Consider the following 20915-nt stretch of genomic DNA (forward strand, 5'->3'; position numbering starts at 1 on the left):
AACGATTTCGAGCCATGAACGAACAATCCTCCCCAATCGATCATCAAACGCTCGACCGCCTCGTCGATGGCGAGCTTTCCACGGAAGAGTACCGTCAGGTGCTCAGCGAGTTGGAGGGCAGCCAAGATGGTTGGCGACGTTGTGCCCACGCGTTTCTCGAAGCGCAGGCACTCGGCAACACCCTGCCGTTGTTGACAGAGCCGGCCCGGTTCCCCCCCAAGGCCGAGCCGGCTCCGGCGGCTTCCTTGAAAGAACGAGAATCGAATTCTTTCCGCGGTGTCGAGCGACTTTCGGCGATGGCAGCGAGCATTGCGATTGCCTTTGGTCTGGGTTGGTATATCTCCACCCTCGACGACGATGTCGGTACGGGCGGGAGTAACCCTTCCGTTCAGATCACAGATAACAATCCTGTGAATACGTCACCTGTTCCCGGGGTACAGCATGAAGTTCAGAAGCCGAAGTTTGTGTATGTGAATCAGTGGGATGGTCAAAATACGACAGGGATTCCGATTCCAGTCGATCCTGACCGCCCTTACGATCCCCAACAGCCGTGGGACGAATCGGTCGGCATCTCGGCTCAGGAATTACAAAAACTGAAAGACGAAGGGCGTCCAGTCGAGACCTACAATCGACTGATTCCCGTGACGTTAGATAACGGCAATAAGGTTGTCGTGCCAATGCAGGAAGTGATTGTGCACGACAAGCCGGAGCTTCCCTTTCACTAAGTTACCGATTCATTCTCGAAAACGTACGCGTAGAGAACACCTTGCAAAAAGGAGTGAGTTGATGAAGGTCCGATATTTGTTCGCAACAGGTCTTTTGGCAGCCGGCGTTGTTGCGGCTCCCCTGTGGAACAATGCCACGGCAGACGAAAAGCCTCAGCAAGATCGTGCGGCAGAAGTCCAGCCGGACGCCGAAAAGGCCAAACAAGAAGTCAAACACTATTGGCTCGGGATTCAATTGGCACCCACGCCAGCAATCCTGAAGCAACACGTCGAACGCCTGAAAGATGGCGGCGCCATGGTCGCCGGTGTTGCCAATGCCAGCCCAGCATCCAAAGCTGGACTCCAAGCAGGCGACCATATCCTGAAAGTGAACGACCAAGCCGTAACCTCGCCTGAGCAAATCGTCGACATCGTTCGTCAAGGTGAAGGAGAGGCGATCGTCTTACGAGTCTTACGCGGCTTCGAGATCGAGTCGTTCACAGTGAAGCCAGAGATCGCGCCGGAAAACCCTGTCGTTCCCCAAGCCAACATCGGAATGGAAGGGATGATGCCTCCCTCGTTGAACGGCGGCGGTCCTGGGGCCCGGCTGCACATTTTCGGTCCCGGACAGATGGTGCCACCCGATGTTCGTCTGCGGTTGTTGGAAGATAATCTGCCGCAAAACTTGATGATTCGTGTCGAGAAGAAGGGGGATGCCCCGGCGAAGCTTCATATTGAACGCGAAGGCGAGTCTTGGGATGTGACGGCTGACGACATTGACCAGCTTCCTGAAGATCTGCGTCCGATTGCCAAGCGTTTTCTGGCAAAGAATACCAATGGACCAATCATCTTCGGCGGCAAGGACGTTCCCTTCAGCGAACTCAGAGACATGATGATCCAGCGACAGCCAGGGCAGTTCGTTCCAGGCAAAGTCGTTATGCCTCCCAATGTCGAGGCGATGCAACAGCAAATGCAGCAAGAGATGAAACAGCAGATGCGTGAGATGCAAGAGATGATGAAACGAATGCATCAACAAATGGAACGCATCCAATTGGAACAAGGTCAGCCGCAGAAAGACCTCGGACAATCTGACGAAGTCTAAGCGGTAGCCTACCAAACCTGCCTGGTTGGTTCTTCCTCTGGGGCCAACCGACGTAACGCCGCCAGTTCACGATCGTGGACTGGCGGCTTTTTTTGTATAACGTAACCAGCCCAACCAAGTTTCCTAAGCCGTTGTTCGATCCTCAAGTATGAATCATTCCCACCATGATCTCCTGGCCTCTCTCCGTGAGAAGCTTCCCTCTCATCCCGCGTTGGGAACCTTGATTGTTGGGATCTGGTCGGTTGTGGAATCGGCCCAAGATCTGACCGAGTTCTGTCAAGGCATCGGCCAAGTCTTGCAAGCAACCACGGTCTGTAGTGCGGTGCAATTTCAGCAGCAAGGGCCAAGTGGCGATTGGAAACGACTCGTCGCGATTGGTTCGGCACAAAAAGTCACGACTTCCCAGTTGGGAGACTGGTTGCAGGCCGACGTTACACCGGGGACAACGGCTGCAATCCCAATCATCCTGCTTGGCGAGCCTAATCGAATCGTCATTCTCGAAGGAGCGGCTGCGCTAACATCCGAGCAGTTGCAAGCGACCAGCCAGGTTCTCCATTTTGCTCTGCAGCGTTTTCTCGAAAACTTGACGCAAACGCAACGGGCAACACATCTCAAAGCGATGCTCTCGATGGTGCAGCGTTGGCATCAAACGGACGATTTGCCTTCCCTTTTGAACGAAATGGCGGAATGCTCAACGCAATTTTTCGCTGCCGAACGTGCCAGCATCTTTCTGTGGGATAAGCCCAAGCACATCCTGGTGGGACGGCCAGCCCTGGGGGTCGAAGACGGCAAGCTGGTTGTGCCAGACGACAAGGGGGTGGTCGGTGCGGTTGTGCAAACCGGCCAACCGCGGCGCGTGGACGACATGCTTGGTCATGAAGTCAATCGCGATATCGACAAACAACTTGAATTCCACACGCGCAGTTTACTGTGTGTGCCGCTGTTAGATCGCAAGGGCAGGGTGTTTGGCGCGTTCGAGCTGATCAACAAACGCAGCGGTAACTTCACGACCCAGGACGAGCAAGGGCTGGTAGAGATCGCCGTGCACGCGGCTGCGGTACTGGAAAGTTCGCAGCAGATAGCCGAACTCTTGGAAAGTCGTGATCGAATTGCCGCCGCTCAGGCCGCGGAGATCCAGCTTATCGGCGAATCGCCTCCCATGCTCGAACTGCGTAAGAACATCGATCGTATTTCGGCCACGAAGCTGCCGGTTTTAGTACTGGGTGAGAACGGCACTGGCAAGGAAGTTGTCAGCCGTATGATTCACTACCACGGCAATCGACGTGGACAGCCGTTGGTATCGGTGAACTGCGCGGCGTTGCCCGACACGCTGCTGGAAAGTGAACTATTTGGCCACGAGAAAGGGGCATTCACCGGAGCTCACGAATCGAGACCAGGCAAGTTCGAGCTGGCTTCCGGTGGCACACTCTTTCTAGACGAGATCGGCGACATGAGTCTGCCGGGGCAAGCGAAGCTGTTGCGCGTGTTGGAAAACCAAGTCTTGACGCGACTCGGGGGTCAAGTTGATATCGAAGTCGATGTTCGTGTGATCGCCGCAACTAACCAGGACTTGCCCAAGCTGGTTAAGGAGAATCTCTTCCGCCAAGACTTGTTTTATCGGCTGGACGTCGTCTCGCTGCATCTGCCTCCGCTACGGGATCGGGGCAACGACATTCTGATCCTAGCCGAACGCTTTCTGGCAGAGTTTGCCCGTAAGGCTCGCCGTGATCCGCCGATGCTATCAAGCGATGCGAAGAACCGCTTGTTGTCACACATGTGGCCCGGCAACATCCGCGAGCTCCGCAACACGATGGAGCGGACCGCCTTTCTCTGCGATCGCGAGATCGTTACCGCCGAGATGCTTCCGCTGGATACCAATAACGGCCCCCAGGTGCAACAGGTTCCGGCCCAGCTTGATTTGTCCGAGGCAACCGACCGCTTTCAGGCCGATTTCATCAGCTATCACCTGGAGCGAAGTGGCGGCAACATGAGCCAGGCTGCCAAAAACATGGGCCTCCACCGCTCGAATCTGCACCGCAAGATGAAACAGCTGGGCCTGCTGGATGAACGCGATTAGCCCCAAATCCCACTGATTACGGCAGTTGCGGCGACTCGCTGGCAAAACTCCCCCTGAAAATCTTCAAGTGGGCACTTCACCGACGCCGACAAAAGCGGTACATTGTGCGTTTCCCTGAGGGCCAAGAGTGCCCACAAGGCGAAAACCACTTAGAAGAAGCGAACCTAATTCGGTCCTCACTTCTCCTAAGATCAACTAGACAGCTCCCTTAGCTCAATTGGCAGAGCAACTGACTCTTAATCAGTAGGTTGTTGGTTCGATTCCAACAGGGAGCACTTTTAAGCCCTTCGCGTGAAACCCTTGGGGCTTTTCTTATGCGCTGCTCGGTGCTTCAGAAGAATAGAATAGCTTCTTATCTCATTTTGCGGCTTAAGGCACATCCCAGACGTCGATTTGGATCAAGTTCTTTTCTACCCGAACGCAGCGGACGCACTGGACATCATCGGGCGGTCCGCAATCCCATCGAGATAATTGCGGATTGGGGATGTCAATCGGTTCCAGGGTATCAAGCCGAATCATCTGTGGGTTGTTGTATTGAAGTTTGAGATTGCCAGGGGAGATCGTAGCGAGAACTAACTGAGGCATCTTGGTTAGATCCTTTACGCAAGCCTCTGTGATTTGCGTTCCAGTTATTTCAAGTGTCCGAAGGTTGGGAAGTGCTATGAGGTCGTGGAAGCCTGCGTTTGTGACCGATGGCATCGCATGAATCTCTAAAAAGTAGATAGAGTCGACTTGTTTGAGTGCTTGTAGGCCTCGATCGGTGGTGGCGCCGCCAAGAATGGCGACATTGGGAAGATGCCTGAAGTGATGAAGTTGCTCAAGGACCTCATCGGCAGCGGCCTCGCCACCGAGACGAAGGGCACCAATTGACTTGGATTTGGCCAATCGCCGCATCTGGGCAGGTGTGATTGAAGATCCATTCAATGAAAGCTCCCACAGGTCTGGCAGACTTGCGACGCTTTCAACTAGCTCATCACTCAACGGCCCCGATGGCAAAGTCAACGTTTGGAGCTTTGACATTTGGCCAAGGCTGGTCTCGAAGACATTTGGATTCTTTACTTTGCTTAGGTCTGCTGAGCATACGTATGAGAAGAGATTCTGGCCGAATGCCTGGCGCAGCAGCCAAGAGCCTTTCGGTTCGTCTGCCGGGAAGCCTGGAACGGCTGCGTTGTAGTCGAATCGAGCATCCCCGCCAGCTTTCGACACTCTTGCTACAAAAGCGGTCTCTCGTCGCGACCGAATGATTTGTCGCCCAAGCCAACCTAGTGGCAAAGAAAGTACGAGTATGAATAGCAGTAACACTCGCAGACTAAATCGAAAGCGGAGTAGGCGTGGTCGCGTAATCTTTGAAGACTCGTTCATGGCGTTGAAACGAGAGTAAAGTGGTTTGCACTATTAACCGTCTGTTGAAATCGTACCGCAAACGACGGAGAGTTGCCAATCAATCCAACAATACCAAAGTATCTGCCAACTCATTCACGTCGTCTGCTGCTTGGGGCAGGGGGCCAGCCAGGTGGTTACCGGCTTCGGTGATGACCGTTGCCAGGGCTTCCGTTGGGTTGCCTTGTTTCAGGGCCGTTGTTAGTTGTTCGCAAAGCTGGTCGAGAATCGGTTGGCCGACTTTGTCGAGGATCTCTTGGTCGCCGAGGACGACGGCCATGTGTTCGTAGAGGGAAACGTAGATCAACAGGCCGGTTGCGCCGCTGGTGTGATGGATTCGTTGGTCGAAGAAGATCATGCGAGCTCGTGCGCCGACTTCTTCCTGCAATTGCTGTTGCGGGGTGAACAAACGACGCAACCAACCGATTTGGCTGCCGGCGAGCGCCCCGAAGAGGAATGCGACGACGATACTGACCACCAGGGCGATCAGGCCTAGATCGATTGTCAGGCCAGACCAATCGCCAGGTTCGTTGACTGAGCGGGGGAAGACGAGCCAAACGGTGATCGCCGCGATGGCGGCCAGCCATAAGCCGACGACATCCTCGGCTCGATCGTAGCGGCCAGATTGGGTCGCGACGACCGGAACGATCTCGCAGGACGTTTGCGATTCCGCTGCCGTGACTGCGGCTTCGATTCGCTGGCGTTGTTCTTGGCTGAAGAGGCTGGTTGCGCGTTGCATGATCGACTTTCCTTACCAAGAACCTGTGGCACCACCGCCACCTGACGAGCCACCACCGAACGATCCGCCACTGAAGCCGCCGCCTCCTCCGCTGCCGCGACTGGTCGCCATCTGGTAAAGAATCGCACCGATGACCGTGAAAACGACGCCCCAAAACAGCCAGGCCCATCCGCTTGAACCCCGTCGGTAAAGCGATACGGCGGTGAAGATGGCCAGCCCGAAGAAGCCGATCCAGATCGCATACTGCCACCAAGGAACTGGAGCGGCTGGCAGTTCTAACTTCCGCGCCATTTTGTCGAGTGACTCGACGCCAGCTAAGATTCCGGTCGAGAACTCACCTTGCTTGAAACGGGGAATGATCTGCTCGTCCATGATCTGCCGACAAAGGGCATCCTCGCGTCGTCCCCAGCCACCGCCAAGTTCAATGCGGGCCTTGTGGTCGTCGCGCGAGACGAGCAGCAAAATACCGGTGTTCCATTCTTGATTATTGAGAGTGGCTTGCCCAATGCCCCATTGATCGAATAGTAGCGTCGCGAAGGTTTCGATTCGCATCCCTTCGCCCCCATACTTCGACATCGACTCGATCGTAATGACGATAATCGGGGTTGCCGTATCGGTCAGTAGCTTGTCGCAGATCTCGCGGATCTTCTCTTTGTCTTCGGGTGAGATCAGATTGGCCTGATCGCGAATGAATTCTCGCGGTCCGGGCGGCTCTAAGTCGATATGTACAGCCGAGGCTTGCGAGACGAATGTCCCAAATAGCAAGCCGATCGTGCAGAGGGTGAACGCGATCGACCTAAGGTGACGTCTGATTTCCATCGGGATGGGGGTACTCCATTCGCGCGCAAGTGGATTGATCCGCGGCGTATCAACAGGCATCAGGGAAGCAAAGCAGATAGACTGCTCCCAGATTGTAGCCCCCGGGTTGGGGGCTACTCAAGGACTAGCATGTCGAGCAAAGTTTGGCGTAGCTGATTGTGTTACGCTTCTTTCGGCGTTTCTGGTGGTGGCTCGTGCCCTTCATGATGGATCGGATCCAAGCCTTCCTTCTGTAGGATCTTCATCACCACGTAGTAGAACACTGGCGTGAAGATCAAGCCGAAGCCGGTCACGCCCAACATACCGCTGAACACGGCCACGCCTAACGCATACCGCATTTCCGCACCGGCTCCATGACCCCACAACAGTGGAGCAACACCGAGCACAAACGCGAAGCTGGTCATCACGATCGGTCGAAGTCGTGTCACGCATGCTTGAACCGTTGCTTCGAGAAGGGGTTTGTTCTCTTTTTCCATCAAGTCTTTCGCGAACTCGACCACGAGAATGGCGTTTTTACACGCCAACCCCACCAGCACCACAAACCCAATCTGCACGAAGATGTTCATGGCCATCTGAGCGATGAACACGCCCGTCAAAGCGGCGAGAACACACATCGGCACCACCAGGATAATGGTCACCGGCAATTCCCAGCTTTCGTACTGCGCGGCCAAAATCAAGTAAACCAAGATCACCGCACCAATCAACGCAGAAATTGGGTTCTGGAGCACATCTTTGAACGACGTGAACTGGCTCGCTTGTTGTTGCAAGAACGAGATTTCTGTCCATTCGGCTTCCATCGATTCTGGCAACTCGGCTTCCGCCAATTGGTCCATCAGTTCCAAGACTTCGCCTGTGCTGAGGAATGGCACGTTGACACCGTTGATCGCTGCCGCAGGGAAGTTGTTGTAGCGATTGATGAACATTGGCCCGGTGCTGTCTTCGATGGTGCACAGCGTGCCAAGAGGTACCATCTCGCCCGTTCGGCTTTTCACTTTGAACTGACGAACCGAGTCGGCGTTCACGCGGAACTTCGATTCAGCCTGAGCATTCACTTGCCAAGTTCGGCCGAAGCGATTGAAGTCGTTCACATAGAAGCCGCCGGAATAGACCTGAAGTGCCTGGAAGACGGCATCGAGATCGACCCCCATCGACTTACACTTCTCGCGGTCGATATCGATATAAAGCTGTGGGGTGTTCGCTCGGAAACTGCTAAACGCAACCACGATACCAGGCTGTTCGAGCGCAACGTTGGCCAGGTTGTCGGCCTGAGCTTGCAGCGCCGAGTAGCCGTTATCCTCCAGGTCCTTGACCATCAGCTTGAAACCGCCAGCGTTCCCTAAACCGCTAATCGGCGGAGCCTCGAAGACGGAGATGCGAGCCTCTTGAATCTCGGAGAACTTCTTGCGCAGGTCGCTGGCAATTGCCTCGGATGAGAGCGTGTGATCGCGTCGTTCCGAGAACGGCTTGAGCACCATGAAGCCACCGCCGAGGTTCGAGGTGACCGCGTTTTGCACGAACGACTGACCAGAGACATCCACGATATGCAGAACGCCCGGCGTACCCATGGCGATCTTTTCGATTTTGCTCATCACGGCATCGGTTCGTTCTCGCGAAGCCGAGTCTGGCAACTGGACATCCAAGATCAAATAGCCCTGGTCCTGCGTCGGGATGAAGCCTGTCGGGACGACGGTAAAGCCGTAGCCGGTCAAGCCAATCAGGCCGACATAGACCACCAGGGCGACGCCGCTGATTCGTAAGAGTGAGGCAATCCCGCGACCGTAATGATCGGTCGCCCAATCGAAGGCACGATTAAACACACTGAAGATCGAACCCAGCACGCGGTTAACGGTATGCGATAGAAGATAGCCAAGGAACGCACCAGGGACGAAGACAGCCGCCTTGATCCACAGGTCGAGTCCAGCACCCTCTGATTCGCCGGAACCTCCCATCAGTTTGCCAGCCAGCCAGACAAACAGGAGGCCGAACAAGATAGCGATACCCCACCAAGGAAGCGCTTCGCGATCTTTTGTATGGTCTTCGCCCGGCACCGGATCTTTAAAGATCGACGCTGCCCGTGCGGGCGTCATCGTCATAGCGTTCATCGCTGAGATCAGCATTGCCGCCGCAATGGTCAATGCAAACTGGCGGAAAAACTGCCCCGTGATCCCACCCAGAAACGCACTCGGGAAGAACACGCTGCTAAGCACCAACGTGATCGCAATAATCGGGCCGGTGATTTCCTGCATGGCGTTGATCGTCGCATCGCGGACTTTATAGCCCATCGCGATCCAACGCTCGATGTTTTCGAGCACCACAATGGCATCGTCGACCACAATACCAATCGCCAGCACTAAACCGAACAGCGTTAGGTTATTGAGTGTGAAGCCCATCATGGCCATCACGGCAAACGTACCAATCAACGAAACTCCGACATCGATCAGCGGTAGCATCACCGCTTTCCAGTCTTGCAAGAAGAAAAGCACCACGATCGCCACCAGGATGATCGCGTCGCGCAGCGTCTTGAAGACTTCTTCGACCGATTGTTCGATGAACGGAGTCGTGTCGTAACCGATTTCATACTGCAGGCCTTGCGGGAATTTCGCTTTCAATTCCTCCATCTTGCGTTTAACGCTTTCACCCACGTCGAGCGCGTTTGAGCCCGGCAATTGAAAGACACCCAAGCCGACCGACGGTTTTTCGTCGTAACGGCAGAGAGTATTGAGGTTCTTGGCACCGAGTTCGACTCGGCCCACATCACGAACTCGCGTAATCTGACCATCGTCGCCTGTTTTAATAATGATGTCGGCGAACTGTTCCGTCGTTTCCAAGCGGCCCAGCGTTGTCATGGTAAGCTGCATTTCCTGGCCGGCTGGAACCGGTGGCTGCCCGATCTGACCGGCGGCGACTTGCACGTTTTGTTCGCGCAGGGCATCGATAACTTCTCCGGCTGCAATCGACCGCGACGCGAGGGCATCAGGATTCAACCAGATGCGCATACTGTAGTCTTGTTGTCCCAGAATCTGCACGTCACCCACGCCGTCGAGTTTGGCAATTCGGTCATGCAGCTGAATCGTGGCGTAGTTGCTGAGATAAAGGTCATCTAGCATCGGCTCGCCCGTATCGGGATCGATGTCGGAAAAAAGATTGACCGCCAGCAAGATATTGGGGGACTTCTTTTTCGTCGTCACGCCCGTTTGTTGAACCACATCAGGAAGCAGCGGAATGGCTTGTGAAACGCGGTTCTGAACGAGAACCTGGGCCATGTCCAAGTCGGTTCCCAGAGCAAACGTAACGGTTAGCGTATACGAACCGTCACTGGCCGACTGTGAAGACATATAGAGAGAGTCTTCTACACCCACGACTTGTTGTTCGATGGGGGCAGCGACCGTTTTAGCAACCACATCGGCACTAGCCCCAGGATACTGGCAGGTAACCGATACCGTCGGCGGAGCAATTTCGGGGTATTGGGCGATTGGCAAAATCCATAAACAAATGGTGCCAATCAGCACGATGATGATCGAAATAACCCAGGCAAAAATGGGTCGATCGATAAAGAAGCGAGCGAGCACGGTGCTTTCCTTCCGCGAGGTTGTTCGGCTAATTCAGTGGCGAAACCGTTTTCGATTCGAGACTAAGATTCCTTAGGCTTGTCCTCGGTTTCCGCTTTGGTTTCGTCAGCAGAAGGCTTTTCCTGGTCTTCGCTGCGTAGTAAGTCTTTCTCAACCGGTGGTGGTTCCGGCATGGTCGAGTGATCCGCTTTCACAGGCTTGCCAGGTCGCACCAACAAGGTGCCGTTGATGATGACTTGCTCTCCTTCTTTCAAGCCGGTCTTAACCACTTGAAGAGGTCCTTGCTTCGTGCCCAGCGTGACAGGCTTTTGGACAGCGTTTCCCGATTCGTCCAACACATAAACAAATCGGTTGCTTTGATTGGCACCGATCGCACGTTGCGGAACGAGGACGGCGTCGTAAGGCGCGCCCGAGGCGACCTTGATACGCGTGAACAGTCCTGGTCGCAGTACGCCATCTGGATTGGGGATAATGGCTCGCACGGTTAACGTACCAGTCGCGGCATCCAACTGATTGGAACCGAAGTCGATCATGCCTCGATGGGGATAAACGGTCCCATCGGCCAAGCTGACTTCGACTGGGATCTTACGTTCTTTCAAGGAACCATCAGGGCGACCATCGGTTTGAGCAACATGTTGTTCGATATAACCCAACAGTGCCAATTCATCGACATCGAAATAAACATAAACCGGATCGACCGAAACAATGGTCGTCAGTAACGTTGGATTGCCCACGCCACTTTGGATCAGGTTTCCCTTGGTGACATACGTACGATCGATTCGGCCGGCAATTGGGGAGCTGATCGTGCAGTAATCGAGATTCACCTTCTTAGCAGCGATGTCTGATTCGGCGGCTTGCACCTGAGCAGTTGCTTCATCCGCTTGGGCGACCGATTCGTCGTACGCTTCCTGGCTAACGGCACCTTTACCGACCAGTTTCTCGTTTCGAGCTAAGGTCGTCTTGGTTAGCTTTTCGCGTGCTTGATATAGATTCCGCTGGGAGACAGCTTGATCGTACTCAGCTTGATAGGTGCGTTTATCGATCAAGAACAGAAGATCTCCCTCTTTGACCATCGCCCCATCTTGGAAAGCGACCTCTTCGAGGTAGCCAGATACCTTGGCGTAAACATCGACCGAAGAGATGGCTTCGACGTGGCCCGTGTATTCGTCAAAATCAACCACTTGGCGTTTGATCGCAGGGGCGACCGTTACCGGTGGTGGTCCCGTTTTGGGCAATTCGCGATGGCGGCCGCAACCTACCAGCAAGAGGGCCAGGATGGCGAATACGGGACATGCGACAAGCATTCGTGATTGGATCATTGGTCTCTCTTGTTCGTCGGTGGAAGTCACGGCATCCCATCGTTAACTCAAATCGCATTGGCGGCGTGTGCCTGGCGACTCGTTAGGCTTCGCATTTTGACAGATGTAGCGGTAATTCGTTCTCGGGAGTTGTACCACCATCACAGAATCGTGGGTACTACTTGCCGAAATCACCGATCGTAATAGGTTAGCATCCGAATTGTCGCCATAGGGTGGCCTGAGCAAGTTCTTTACGAATGACGCTTGACTGGGGGCCATGCGTTATCGGTTTTGATCGACAATTTTTAGATACGGCTCGAATGAAATCGAGGCAGCCGATGCAATGCTCCCCAAATCAGGTTACGCGAGACTGGTTCGTTGGATGTTGCGCTAAAGAGGTTTCGTAAGATTTCCCACACAGCGAAATCCCAAGCAACGTCCCCGGGCCTGTGGTTCTCGCCCTCGGCGATAAGACGGACGACAAAGTTCAGCCGGGCCGACCCAACTGCCGCCTCGCTCGCTGCGGACGCCACTTGGAGTGCGATTAACAGGATTCAAATCTCTTGAGGATGCCCTTCGATAGAAATCGTCGGCGTACCAATCTCGGCACCACTGCCAGACATTTCCAGCCATGTGATGTAGACCAAAATCTGACATCCCTAGCGGAGCGTGAACTGGGGCCATGGGCATCGATCGGGCGTTGTAGAGCCGGCCGGGTTGATGCTGGCCAGCGACGAACGATGCGTTGGCCGTCTCGTCCGGGGGGAGAGCGACGTAAGCTCCTTGGGCCGCGTATTCCCACTGGGCTTCCGTGGGAAGGAAACCCTCGTGGGTTTCGTATGACCTCCAATCCCAGCCATTGACCCACAAGGAATAGGCGTTGGCTCCATACCACGATACCAGCACCATAGGCATCGTCTCCGTACCGATCACTGGACGCCAGACATTTTCGACCAATTCAAGCTGCAGTTGTGCAACACGGTCATCTTGGTTGTCGAGCAGAAACCAGTCTCGCCAATGCTTCGTAATGGACTGCGTCGAGTTCAAGAATCGGCAAAATGCCGTGGTCGATACTGGCTCGGCATCGATCAAGAACGACTCAAGCTGAACCGAGTGAGCTGGGCTTTCGTCAACCTGGGCGAACGTTTCGTCAGATCCGATGGTAACTTCCGCCGCAGGTAGCAGCATGCATCGCATGCCATCGGACAGTCGACGATAAATCGGGATTGAGGCTGCGCACTCAAGTGGTTCAAAAAGGTTTTCGTCGGCAACGGGAAAAGTTGTCTGGTAGCGACCGCTTAGTTGCGAGAAGGGGATTTCGGGATCGGTGATCTTTGCGCGGACATCCCCTTGCCAGTTACTGCGGTCCGGGCGATGCGATTGCTGCTGCAGGTAAACAACCTCGGCCAGGTCTCGAAGGCGGAAGGGATTCCGAGTGAAGAGCCTCTTAGCGACAGGATCGGAAGGTTTGTCTGGAATCTCAATATCGAATTCCTCTTCCAAGGCCATGATCACCTCGACCATGTCCAAGCTGTCCAAATGCAAGTCTTCGATCATCCGACTCTCAGGTCGGGCTTCGCTGCGGTCAATGCCAAGGCAGTGTGCAACCAACTGGCAGACGCGCCGTTCCAATTCACTTAGATCGTGACATGACGGGCTGAGCATTTCTGTGCCTTTGATAACAACGGGTTGAATTCGATTATACAAATAAGGCCGTCAAAGCTCACGGTCTCTTCGTGAGCCATCGATCCATTAGCGAATCGATTGCCAATGCTTCACGATAGGTGGAGCCGTACTTTTGGCGTGTTCAATCGCCGATTTTTCCGTTGCGATTTACTCGGATGTGGCGCTAATGTGGCTCGTTCCAGATCGGTATTTTGAGTCCACTTTGACGCAATTGGCAGGTCGAAAAGTTGGAGAATCGAATTCTGACTCGCTATAATCAAGCCCCAGCCCCCGTCTCGTTTTCCTCCAGGAGATGTCATGTTGCCCCGCATTGCTGCGAGCCTGCTGCTTGTTCTCTTCGCTGTTGTTAGTAACGTCAACGCGGAAGATGATTCAAAACTAAACGTGCTGTTTATCATCTCCGACGATTTAGGGAGCCAATCGCTGGGCTGTTTTGGCAATCAGCAGTGCCAGTCACCCAACATCGATAAACTAGCGGCCAGCGGTGCGAAGTTCTCGCGAACCTACACCCAGTACCCGGTCTGCGGTCCCTCGCGAGCCGCACTCATGTCTGGTCTCTACTGCCAGGCGATTGGCGTGACCGGCAACGGTTCGTCGGGGAAATTTACGCAGAACCTCGGTGACCGACCTTCGATGACACAGTGGTTCAAGCAGCAAGGGTATTACACCGCACGTGTGAGCAAGATCTATCACATGCGTGTCCCAGGCGACATCACAGCAGGCGTTGATGGCCCTGATCATGCTGCCTCTTGGACCGAACGCTTCAATTGCCAAGCGCCGGAGCAATGGAGCGAAGGAGAACATGCTCATCTTTCGCGTGAGCGTTTGAAGCCAGACCCTCAACGCAACATTCATTACAACCTTGGTTACGGTGGCGCTTTTTACGTGGTTCGCACCCCGGGCGAAAGTGCCGAACAAGCGGACATGAAAGCGTCGGCCAAGGCGATTGAGATCTTGGAGCAGCGAGCCGAAGACAAGCAGCCGTTCTTCCTGGCAGTTGGTATGGTCCGACCGCACGTTCCGTTAGTGGCTCCCGAATCGTTCTTTGAAAAATACTCGGCTGCCAAGATCGATTTGCCGAAGCAAGTCGAAGACGATTGGAACGATATTCCCAAGGCAGGCATCTCCAAAAACAGTCAAGGGAGCGGACTTGGCACGAAGCTGAAGAAGCAGGAAGTTCTCGAGGCCTACTATGCCGCCGTATCGTTCATGGACGCCCAGGTCGGTAAGATCGTCGACTCGCTCGATCGATTAGGCCTCGCTGAGAACACGATTGTCGTATTCACCGCTGATCATGGCTATCACTTGGGTGAACATGAATTCTGGCAGAAGATGAGTTTGCACGAAGAGTCTACGCGAATTCCTCTCATCATTCGCATGCCGGGAAGATCTCCGCTTGAGATCAATGCACTTGCTCAGCAGATTGATATCTATCCTACGCTCGCCGAGTTATGCGGTTTAAAGGTTCCTCCGCACGTTCAAGGTAAGAGCCTCGTGCCGGCGATCTCGCACCCGAGTCAAGTGATTCATCAAGAAGTCTATACGCTTCGCGGTAACAATGATCACCTCTTGCGTACCGATCGTTTCGCGCTAATCCGGTATGGCAACGGAAGTGTCGAGCTTTACGACATGGAGTCCGACCCGCAGCAATTCACGAACTTGGCAGATGATTCCCAGCACGCCGATACCTTGCAGCAACTGCAAGCAGCGCTCGACAGAAAGTTGGCCTCAATCGAAAAGTAAGTAGTGATCGGGCTTGCCTTTCGCGGTGATCTAACGCACACTTGAACGTAGAAAGGCTTTCCACGAATGCGATTTATTTCCCTCTTAACCATCGCGGCGCTACTCGTCTGCCCCTTGTGGTGCGCAGTCGGGGCATGTCATGCGATACCGGGAGATCAACTCGTGGAAGTCACAGGTGCGGGTGGCTGTTGTTGTCATTGTCAGCCAACCGATGAATCTGATTCCTCGATGCCTGGCGAGCCATCTGATAAGACGCCTTCTGAGTCGGGGCATTGCCAAGGGATCTGCGGTGGTGCCGTGATGGACCGCGACGCCGATCTGCCGAGCACAATCGTCGTGTCCGACCTATTTTGGCTGGCACCGATGGTCGATTTCGGGGCCGAATTTCGGTCGCGATTCCCAGCGGCACGTACTCTTGCGCCTGCCACATTGGCGAAGAGATCGGGCAAGCTTCTGCGCACTTCTTTGCAATCGCTGACCTGCTAGGTTGGCGCCAAACCTCTGCTTTGTGAAGAGCACGCTTGGGTAAATGCCGTTTTGCGATCCTGACTGCGCAAATCCCTGTTTGGGCGTGCTTGCTGACCCTTGAAGTTTGTTCGTTTGGACATCGTGATATGCGTTTTCGGCTCCTTCCGTGGGAATACGCCATCCGCAATCTGTTCCGCCGGCCACTCCGCACCTTGTTAACGTTCACGGCGCTTTCAATTGTCGTGTTATTGGTATTCGTAGTGGTGGGGTTCATTCGCGGGCTCGAACAGAATTTACGCGTGAGCGGCGATCCCAATACGGCCATCTTGTTCTCGTTGGGAATGGGGGAGAACCTCGAATATTCATCGATCCCGATGCGTACGAGTGACTTGGTAGCGGCAACCATTCCCGGCATTCGCGAACGTCATGGCCAGAAATACGTTTCGCCCGAGTTGTACCTTGGAACTGAGATCAGCGTACCGACGCTCGACGAGCCTGCCATGGGGCTGGTGCGCGGTGTCACTCCACAAGTGCTTCTGGTGCGGCAAGGTGTGCAATTGGACGAAGGTGATTGGCCAGAGCCAGGCGAGGTGATCGTTGGACGGATGGCCGGTGTCAAGCTTGGCCTCAAGCGTGATGAACTGAAGCCGGGCGATACGCTGAAGTTAGAAGGACGTGAGTGGAACATCTCAGGCGTCTTCTCGGCCACCGGCGGTGCCTTCGAGTCTGAAGTGTGGTGCCGACTTGATGAACTACAGCAAGCGATGAAGCGACAAGACTTGAGCCTGGTCGCTATTCAACTGGGACCGCAGGGTGACTTCGCTGACGTCGATCTGTTCAGCATGGAACGTCGTAATGATCTGGAACTGCAGTCGATGCGCGAGACCGACTACTACGCTGGTCTGCAAAAGGACTATGGCAAGGTCCGAATGATGGCCTGGCTGGTGGTGTTCTTGGTATCCGGGGCCGGCGTTTTTGCTGGTCTGAACACGATGTATGGCGCCGTGGTCGGTCGAATCCCGGAACTCGCCATGTTGCAAACGCTCGGCTTCGTCCGTCGAGCAATCATTATCAGCTTGATTCAGGAAGGCGTCTTGTTAGCGACCGCTGCCAGTCTGTTCGCAACGGTCTTGGCGATTTGGTTGATCAACGGTGCCTCGGTTCGATTCACGATGGGGGCCTTCGCCCTCCGGATTGATAGTGTCTGTGTTTTGATTGGCTGTGGCGTAGGGATCTCACTCGGGATTCTGGGCGCCGTGCCACCGGCGATGCGGGCACTGCGAATGCCGATCGTCGACGGTTTGAAATCGATTTAATGAAGTTTCTTAAAGAGTTCGTTTTTCGAAAGGGATATGTGATGAAGAAGTGGTCATTGGTATCGCTAGGCCTGTTGGCCTTGGCAAGTTTCAGTTTGGGATGCTCGCAGGAAGCGGAAACGAAAACGCCCAGCGTCGCGGTTGATAGCAGCAAGTATCTGCTAACGAGCGAGCCGGAAGGGGCTCAAGATGTGATTGCCGTTCGCGAATCGGCGCAGGATCAAGATGAAGTTGTTGTTGTCGGCCGCATCGGTGGTTCCGAGAATCCTTGGATCGATGGACGAACGGCGTTCACGATCGTCGATCCTTCTTTGCAAGCCTGCAGCGATATTCCTGGCGATCAATGCGAAAAACCGTGGGATTACTGTTGTGCCACCGACAAACTCCCTGGGGCAACCGCTCTGATCAAAGTGGTGGACGAAAATGGTGACCTGATTAAGGCCGATGCTCGCGAAGCATTGAAGCTAACCGAACTTCAAACGGTGGTTGTTAAAGGGAAGGCAAGTCGCGACGAAAACGGCAATCTGACCGTTTTAGCGAACAGCTTATACGTGAGGAGCTAATCATGGCCGACGTCGATCTCCAACAACTTGCGATCGACCGGACTCCGACGACTGATCGGGTCGCGGCACCTCGGCGCAACCTGGGAACGCGCGTTGTCGTTCCCGGGCTGCTGGCCGCTGCTTTGGTCGCGGTCGTGGTGTGGGGAGCTTGGGACTGGGTGTTTCCTCCACGTCCAGTGAAGGTAATTCCGGTCTTTGCTTCTCGCTCAACGATGCGCACAGCAGGCACTCCTTTGTTTCAAGCGGCTGGTTGGGTCGAACCCAGGCCAACTCCGATTCGGATTGCGGCACTCGCCCCGGGTGTGATTGAAGAGCTGTTGGTCGTCGAAGATCAGCCGGTGAAGAAAGGGGACCCGGTAGCCAAGCTTGTGCGGGAAGACGCACAGCTTGTCTACGAGCGGGCCCTTGCCGACGAGAAGCTGCGCCAGGCGGAAGTCGAACAGGCTCAAGCCCGTCTTCAAGGTGCGAACGTTCGACTGAAGCAACCGGTGCACTTGGAAGCGGCCCTGGCCGAAGCCGAAGCACAGCTATCTCGTACGAACACACTCCTGCAAAACCTGCCCTTTGAAGTTCGGCGGGCGGAAGCAAAGCAGCAGTTCGCACAGCAGAACTACGATCGCCAACAGGCGGCCAAAGCAGCCGTTTCGGAGCTGACGATTGAGCAAGCTCTCTCCGATTTGGAAACCGCGAAGGCGACCGTCGAAGAATTAAAGCTCCGCCGTACGACCTTGGAAAGTGAGCAGGCTGCCTGGTCGTTGCGGCGAGATGCCTTGAAAACGCAGCTCAAGCTCTTGGTCGACGAGATTGAAAGTCAGCAATCCGCCGAGGCGATGCTACATTCCGCCGAGGCAAAGTTGAAGCAAGCCGAGGTCGTTGTTGCCGAGGCGAAGCTGCGACTCGATCGCATGGTGGTGCGAGCACCGGTTGATGGTCGAATCTATCAACTGCTCAGTCCGCCGGGGGCCCACCTCGGAATGATGCCGTCGTCTCGAAGTGAGGCCGATAGCAGCACGGTTGTCAGCATGTATCGACCGGAGAGTTTGCAGGTGCGTGTGGATGTCCGTTTCGAGGACATCCCTAAGGTGTCGCTAGATCAGGAAGTTCAGATCAATAATCCGGCTCTCCCGGAACCAATTGTCGGCAAGGTGTTATTTGTCAGTTCGGAAGCGGATATTCAAAAGAATACCCTGCAAGTGAAAGTTGCGATGCCAGATCCGCCGAGAACATTCAAGCCGGAGATGTTGGTCGACGTGACGTTTTTGTCACCGAAGCCGGCCAAAGGCGCAGAGACACCATCGAGCGAGATGCGCATTTACGTGCCGAGCGAACTGGTGCAGCATACCGAGGACAAAACGTTTGTTTGGATCGCCGACCGCTATGCGGGATCAGCACACCAGCGAACGGTTACGTTGGGCGCGGAATCGGATAGCGGCCTCGTGGAAGTGACGCAGGGATTGAATCTAGCCGATCGATTGATCGCGAGTTCCATCAATGAACTATCCGAAGCGACGCGCATTCAGGTTGTCGGCGAAGACGATCGATTTGCTCAGCAAATAGGGCAGACTGCCAGAGGAGAGAAGTGATGCCACTCGTGGAAGTACGCAATGTCACCAAGAAGTATCATAAGGGTGGCGAGACGATTACACCGCTCGATGACGTTTCGCTCGACATGCACGAAGGAGACTTCTTTTCGTTGATGGGAGCCAGCGGTACTGGGAAGTCGACTCTGTTGAACCTGATTGCGAGCATCGATCGGCCCAATACCGGCGAAATTTTGGTCGATGGAACCGATATCACCAAGCTTTCACGCACGAGACTTGCCCATTGGCGGGCAGCAAATCTTGGTTATGTGTTTCAAACGCACAATCTGGTGCCTGTTCTCACGGCGTACGAAAACATCGAGCTACCGTTGTTGCTTTTGCCGATGTCCCGTGCCGAACGACATCAGCGTGTCCAGATTGCTCTGCAAGCTGTCGACTTAACAGATCGAGCGGGGCACTATCCGCGGCAGCTCTCGGGTGGACAAGAGCAACGAATCGGGATCGCCCGGGCGATCGTTAACCATCCGAAGGTCGTGGTAGCGGATGAACCGACGGGGGACCTCGATCCCGAAACATCGGAGCAAATCCTGAAGCTGTTGCAGCGGCTCAACAAGGAACTGAATGTGACGTTGTTGATGGTGACACATGATTACGAAGCGTCGCTAGTGGCGGATCGACAGTTTCAATTGGTCCGCGGCAAGCTGGTGGATGTAACTGACACCTCAGGCGAATCTCCAGATCTCACGAGCCAGGAATCGACGCATGTTTAAGTTCGCTCCCTTAGTCGGAAAAACTCTGTGGCGACATCGATCGCGAACGATTCTTACCGCGATTGGGGCGGCGATCGCCCTGTTTGTGTTTTGTTTTATTGGGGCCGTGCGCGAAGGAATGGCCGACCTGGCACGGCGACAAGCGGCCAAGGGCTCGCTGATCGTATTTCAAGCCAATAAGTTCTGCCCTGCGACGAGTCATCTGCCGCAAGACTACGATGAGAAGATCGCGAAGATTAACGGCGTGAAGGAAGTGGTACCGATTCAGGTCTTCACTAATAATTGTCGTGCCAGTCTCGACGTGATTGTGTTCTACGGGGTTCCTCCACAAAAGCTCCGGGCCGCTCGCGATTTCACGATGCTATCGGGTAGCTGGGACGAATTCGAAACCCATCAAGACTCCGCCATTGTCGGACGTGGTGTCGCCGCCCGCCGTGGGATTGACGTTGGGGAGAAGTTTTCTATCGGTGATTTATCCGTGGTCGTCGCAGGGATTTATTCGGCCGAAGATCCCGCCGAGGAGAATTACATCTACTCCCACTTAGAGTTCCTCCAACGCGGAGAAGGGCTCGATCTTGTGGGGACCGTCACACAGCATGAAGTGTTGCTCCGCGAAGGAAGCAATCAACTAGCCATTAGCGACCAGATCGATGAGATGTTTCGTGGCGGATCGGTCGAAACGGATACGCGTCCCAAAGGAGTCTTTCAAGCGAAGGCCTTGGGAGATCTAACCCATCTGATCTCGATGGCGCAATACCTCGGCTATGCTTGCGTCGCGATCGTTTTGGCCCTGGTGGCGACCACAACCATTATGTCAGTGCAAGATCGCATCAAGGAACATGCAGTACTGCAAACGTTGGGCTTTACCGGGATGACCGTCTTCATGTTGGTGATGGCCGAGAGTATTGCGTTAAGCTTGATTGGCGGCGGCCTTGGAATCGCACTCGCGATGGTGACGTTAGAGATGACCAATCTGTCGGTTGCAGCCGAAGCGGTCACGGTGGCCTTCTTGCCCTCGTTCCGCTTAATGGGGATTGGTTTGGCGGTGGCAGGCGTAACCGGGTTTGTGGCAGGAATACTTCCCGCCTGGCAGGCCGCGAGCGTCAATATCCTCGCGGCCCTGCGTTCGTCGTAGAAAGG

The 20915-nt window shown here is 54.7% G+C and carries 16 protein-coding genes and 1 tRNA gene; 11 read left to right on the forward strand and 6 right to left on the reverse strand.

All coding sequences use genetic code 11. The features are described 5' to 3' along the window. Positions 1 to 14: 14 nt before the first annotated feature. The 4 genes from C5Y83_RS21565 to C5Y83_RS21580 all read left to right on the forward strand — a co-directional run bounded on the left by C5Y83_RS21565 (position 15) and on the right by C5Y83_RS21580 (position 4158). Positions 15 to 725, forward strand: a complete 711-nt coding sequence (locus tag C5Y83_RS21565) for a hypothetical protein (RefSeq protein ID WP_105331792.1) — start codon at positions 15 to 17, stop codon at positions 723 to 725. A gap of 61 nt (positions 726 to 786) precedes the next feature. Continuing rightward, entirely contained in the window at positions 787 to 1806 is a 1020-nt protein-coding gene (locus tag C5Y83_RS21570; protein ID WP_105331793.1) for a PDZ domain-containing protein, read from the forward strand. Between the two features lie 148 nt (positions 1807 to 1954). Further along, positions 1955 to 3883 (forward strand): sigma-54-dependent Fis family transcriptional regulator, encoded by a 1929-nt coding sequence (locus C5Y83_RS21575; protein ID WP_105331794.1) that lies wholly within the window; start codon positions 1955 to 1957, stop codon positions 3881 to 3883. Between the two features lie 202 nt (positions 3884 to 4085). After that, positions 4086 to 4158 (forward strand) — tRNA-Lys (locus C5Y83_RS21580). A 94-nt stretch (positions 4159 to 4252) separates the two neighbouring features. On the opposite strand, the gene C5Y83_RS21585 is transcribed toward C5Y83_RS21580, so the two are convergent. From C5Y83_RS21585 to C5Y83_RS21610, 6 genes are all read right to left on the reverse strand, one after another. Next, entirely contained in the window at positions 4253 to 4807 is a 555-nt protein-coding gene (locus C5Y83_RS21585; protein ID WP_146117865.1) for a hypothetical protein, read from the reverse strand. A gap of 517 nt (positions 4808 to 5324) precedes the next feature. Beyond that, positions 5325 to 6002, reverse strand: a complete 678-nt coding sequence (locus tag C5Y83_RS21590; protein WP_105331796.1) for a TPM domain-containing protein — start codon at positions 6000 to 6002, stop codon at positions 5325 to 5327. 12 nt (positions 6003 to 6014) lie between these two features. Next, positions 6015 to 6821 carry a TPM domain-containing protein gene (locus C5Y83_RS21595; RefSeq protein WP_158262450.1) on the reverse strand — a complete coding sequence of 269 codons (807 nt, stop codon included), beginning with the start codon at positions 6819 to 6821 and terminating at the stop codon, positions 6015 to 6017. A 161-nt stretch (positions 6822 to 6982) separates the two neighbouring features. Continuing rightward, a complete protein-coding gene (locus C5Y83_RS21600) occupies positions 6983 to 10390 on the reverse strand; it encodes an efflux RND transporter permease subunit (protein WP_105331798.1) in 3408 nt (1135 codons plus the stop codon). 62 nt (positions 10391 to 10452) lie between these two features. Next, on the reverse strand, positions 10453 to 11709 hold the full coding sequence (locus tag C5Y83_RS21605; protein WP_105331799.1) for an efflux RND transporter periplasmic adaptor subunit: 1257 nt from the start codon (positions 11707 to 11709) through the stop codon (positions 10453 to 10455). 369 nt (positions 11710 to 12078) lie between these two features. Continuing rightward, positions 12079 to 13353, reverse strand: a complete 1275-nt coding sequence (locus C5Y83_RS21610) for an SUMF1/EgtB/PvdO family nonheme iron enzyme (RefSeq protein WP_105331800.1) — start codon at positions 13351 to 13353, stop codon at positions 12079 to 12081. A gap of 318 nt (positions 13354 to 13671) precedes the next feature. On the opposite strand from C5Y83_RS21610, the gene C5Y83_RS21615 reads away from it, so the two are divergent. The 7 genes from C5Y83_RS21615 (at position 13672) to C5Y83_RS21645 (ending at position 20910) form a co-directional block, all read left to right on the forward strand. Next, on the forward strand, positions 13672 to 15117 hold the full coding sequence (locus C5Y83_RS21615; protein WP_105331801.1) for a sulfatase: 1446 nt from the start codon (positions 13672 to 13674) through the stop codon (positions 15115 to 15117). 66 nt (positions 15118 to 15183) lie between these two features. Then, positions 15184 to 15603 (forward strand): hypothetical protein, encoded by a 420-nt coding sequence (locus C5Y83_RS21620; protein ID WP_146117866.1) that lies wholly within the window; start codon positions 15184 to 15186, stop codon positions 15601 to 15603. Between the two features lie 128 nt (positions 15604 to 15731). Beyond that, complete coding sequence (locus C5Y83_RS21625) at positions 15732 to 16901, forward strand: ABC transporter permease (RefSeq protein WP_105331803.1); 1170 nt, start codon at positions 15732 to 15734, stop codon at positions 16899 to 16901. Positions 16902 to 16942: 41 nt separating this feature from the next. Continuing rightward, complete coding sequence (locus C5Y83_RS21630; protein ID WP_233207306.1) at positions 16943 to 17464, forward strand: hypothetical protein; 522 nt, start codon at positions 16943 to 16945, stop codon at positions 17462 to 17464. A 2-nt stretch (positions 17465 to 17466) separates the two neighbouring features. Continuing rightward, positions 17467 to 19047, forward strand: coding sequence for an HlyD family efflux transporter periplasmic adaptor subunit (locus C5Y83_RS21635; protein ID WP_105331804.1), 1581 nt, complete (start codon positions 17467 to 17469; stop codon positions 19045 to 19047). Next, positions 19047 to 19775, forward strand: coding sequence for an ABC transporter ATP-binding protein (locus tag C5Y83_RS21640; protein ID WP_105331805.1), 729 nt, complete (start codon positions 19047 to 19049; stop codon positions 19773 to 19775). Before C5Y83_RS21635 ends, C5Y83_RS21640 begins: the two co-directional genes overlap by 1 nt. Beyond that, entirely contained in the window at positions 19768 to 20910 is a 1143-nt protein-coding gene (locus tag C5Y83_RS21645; RefSeq protein WP_105331806.1) for an ABC transporter permease, read from the forward strand. Before C5Y83_RS21640 ends, C5Y83_RS21645 begins: the two co-directional genes overlap by 8 nt. Positions 20911 to 20915 lie beyond the last annotated feature (5 nt).

The sequence above is a fragment of the Blastopirellula marina genome (assembly GCF_002967765.1).
In the GTDB taxonomy this organism is placed as follows: Bacteria; Planctomycetota; Planctomycetia; order Pirellulales; family Pirellulaceae; genus Bremerella; species Bremerella marina_A.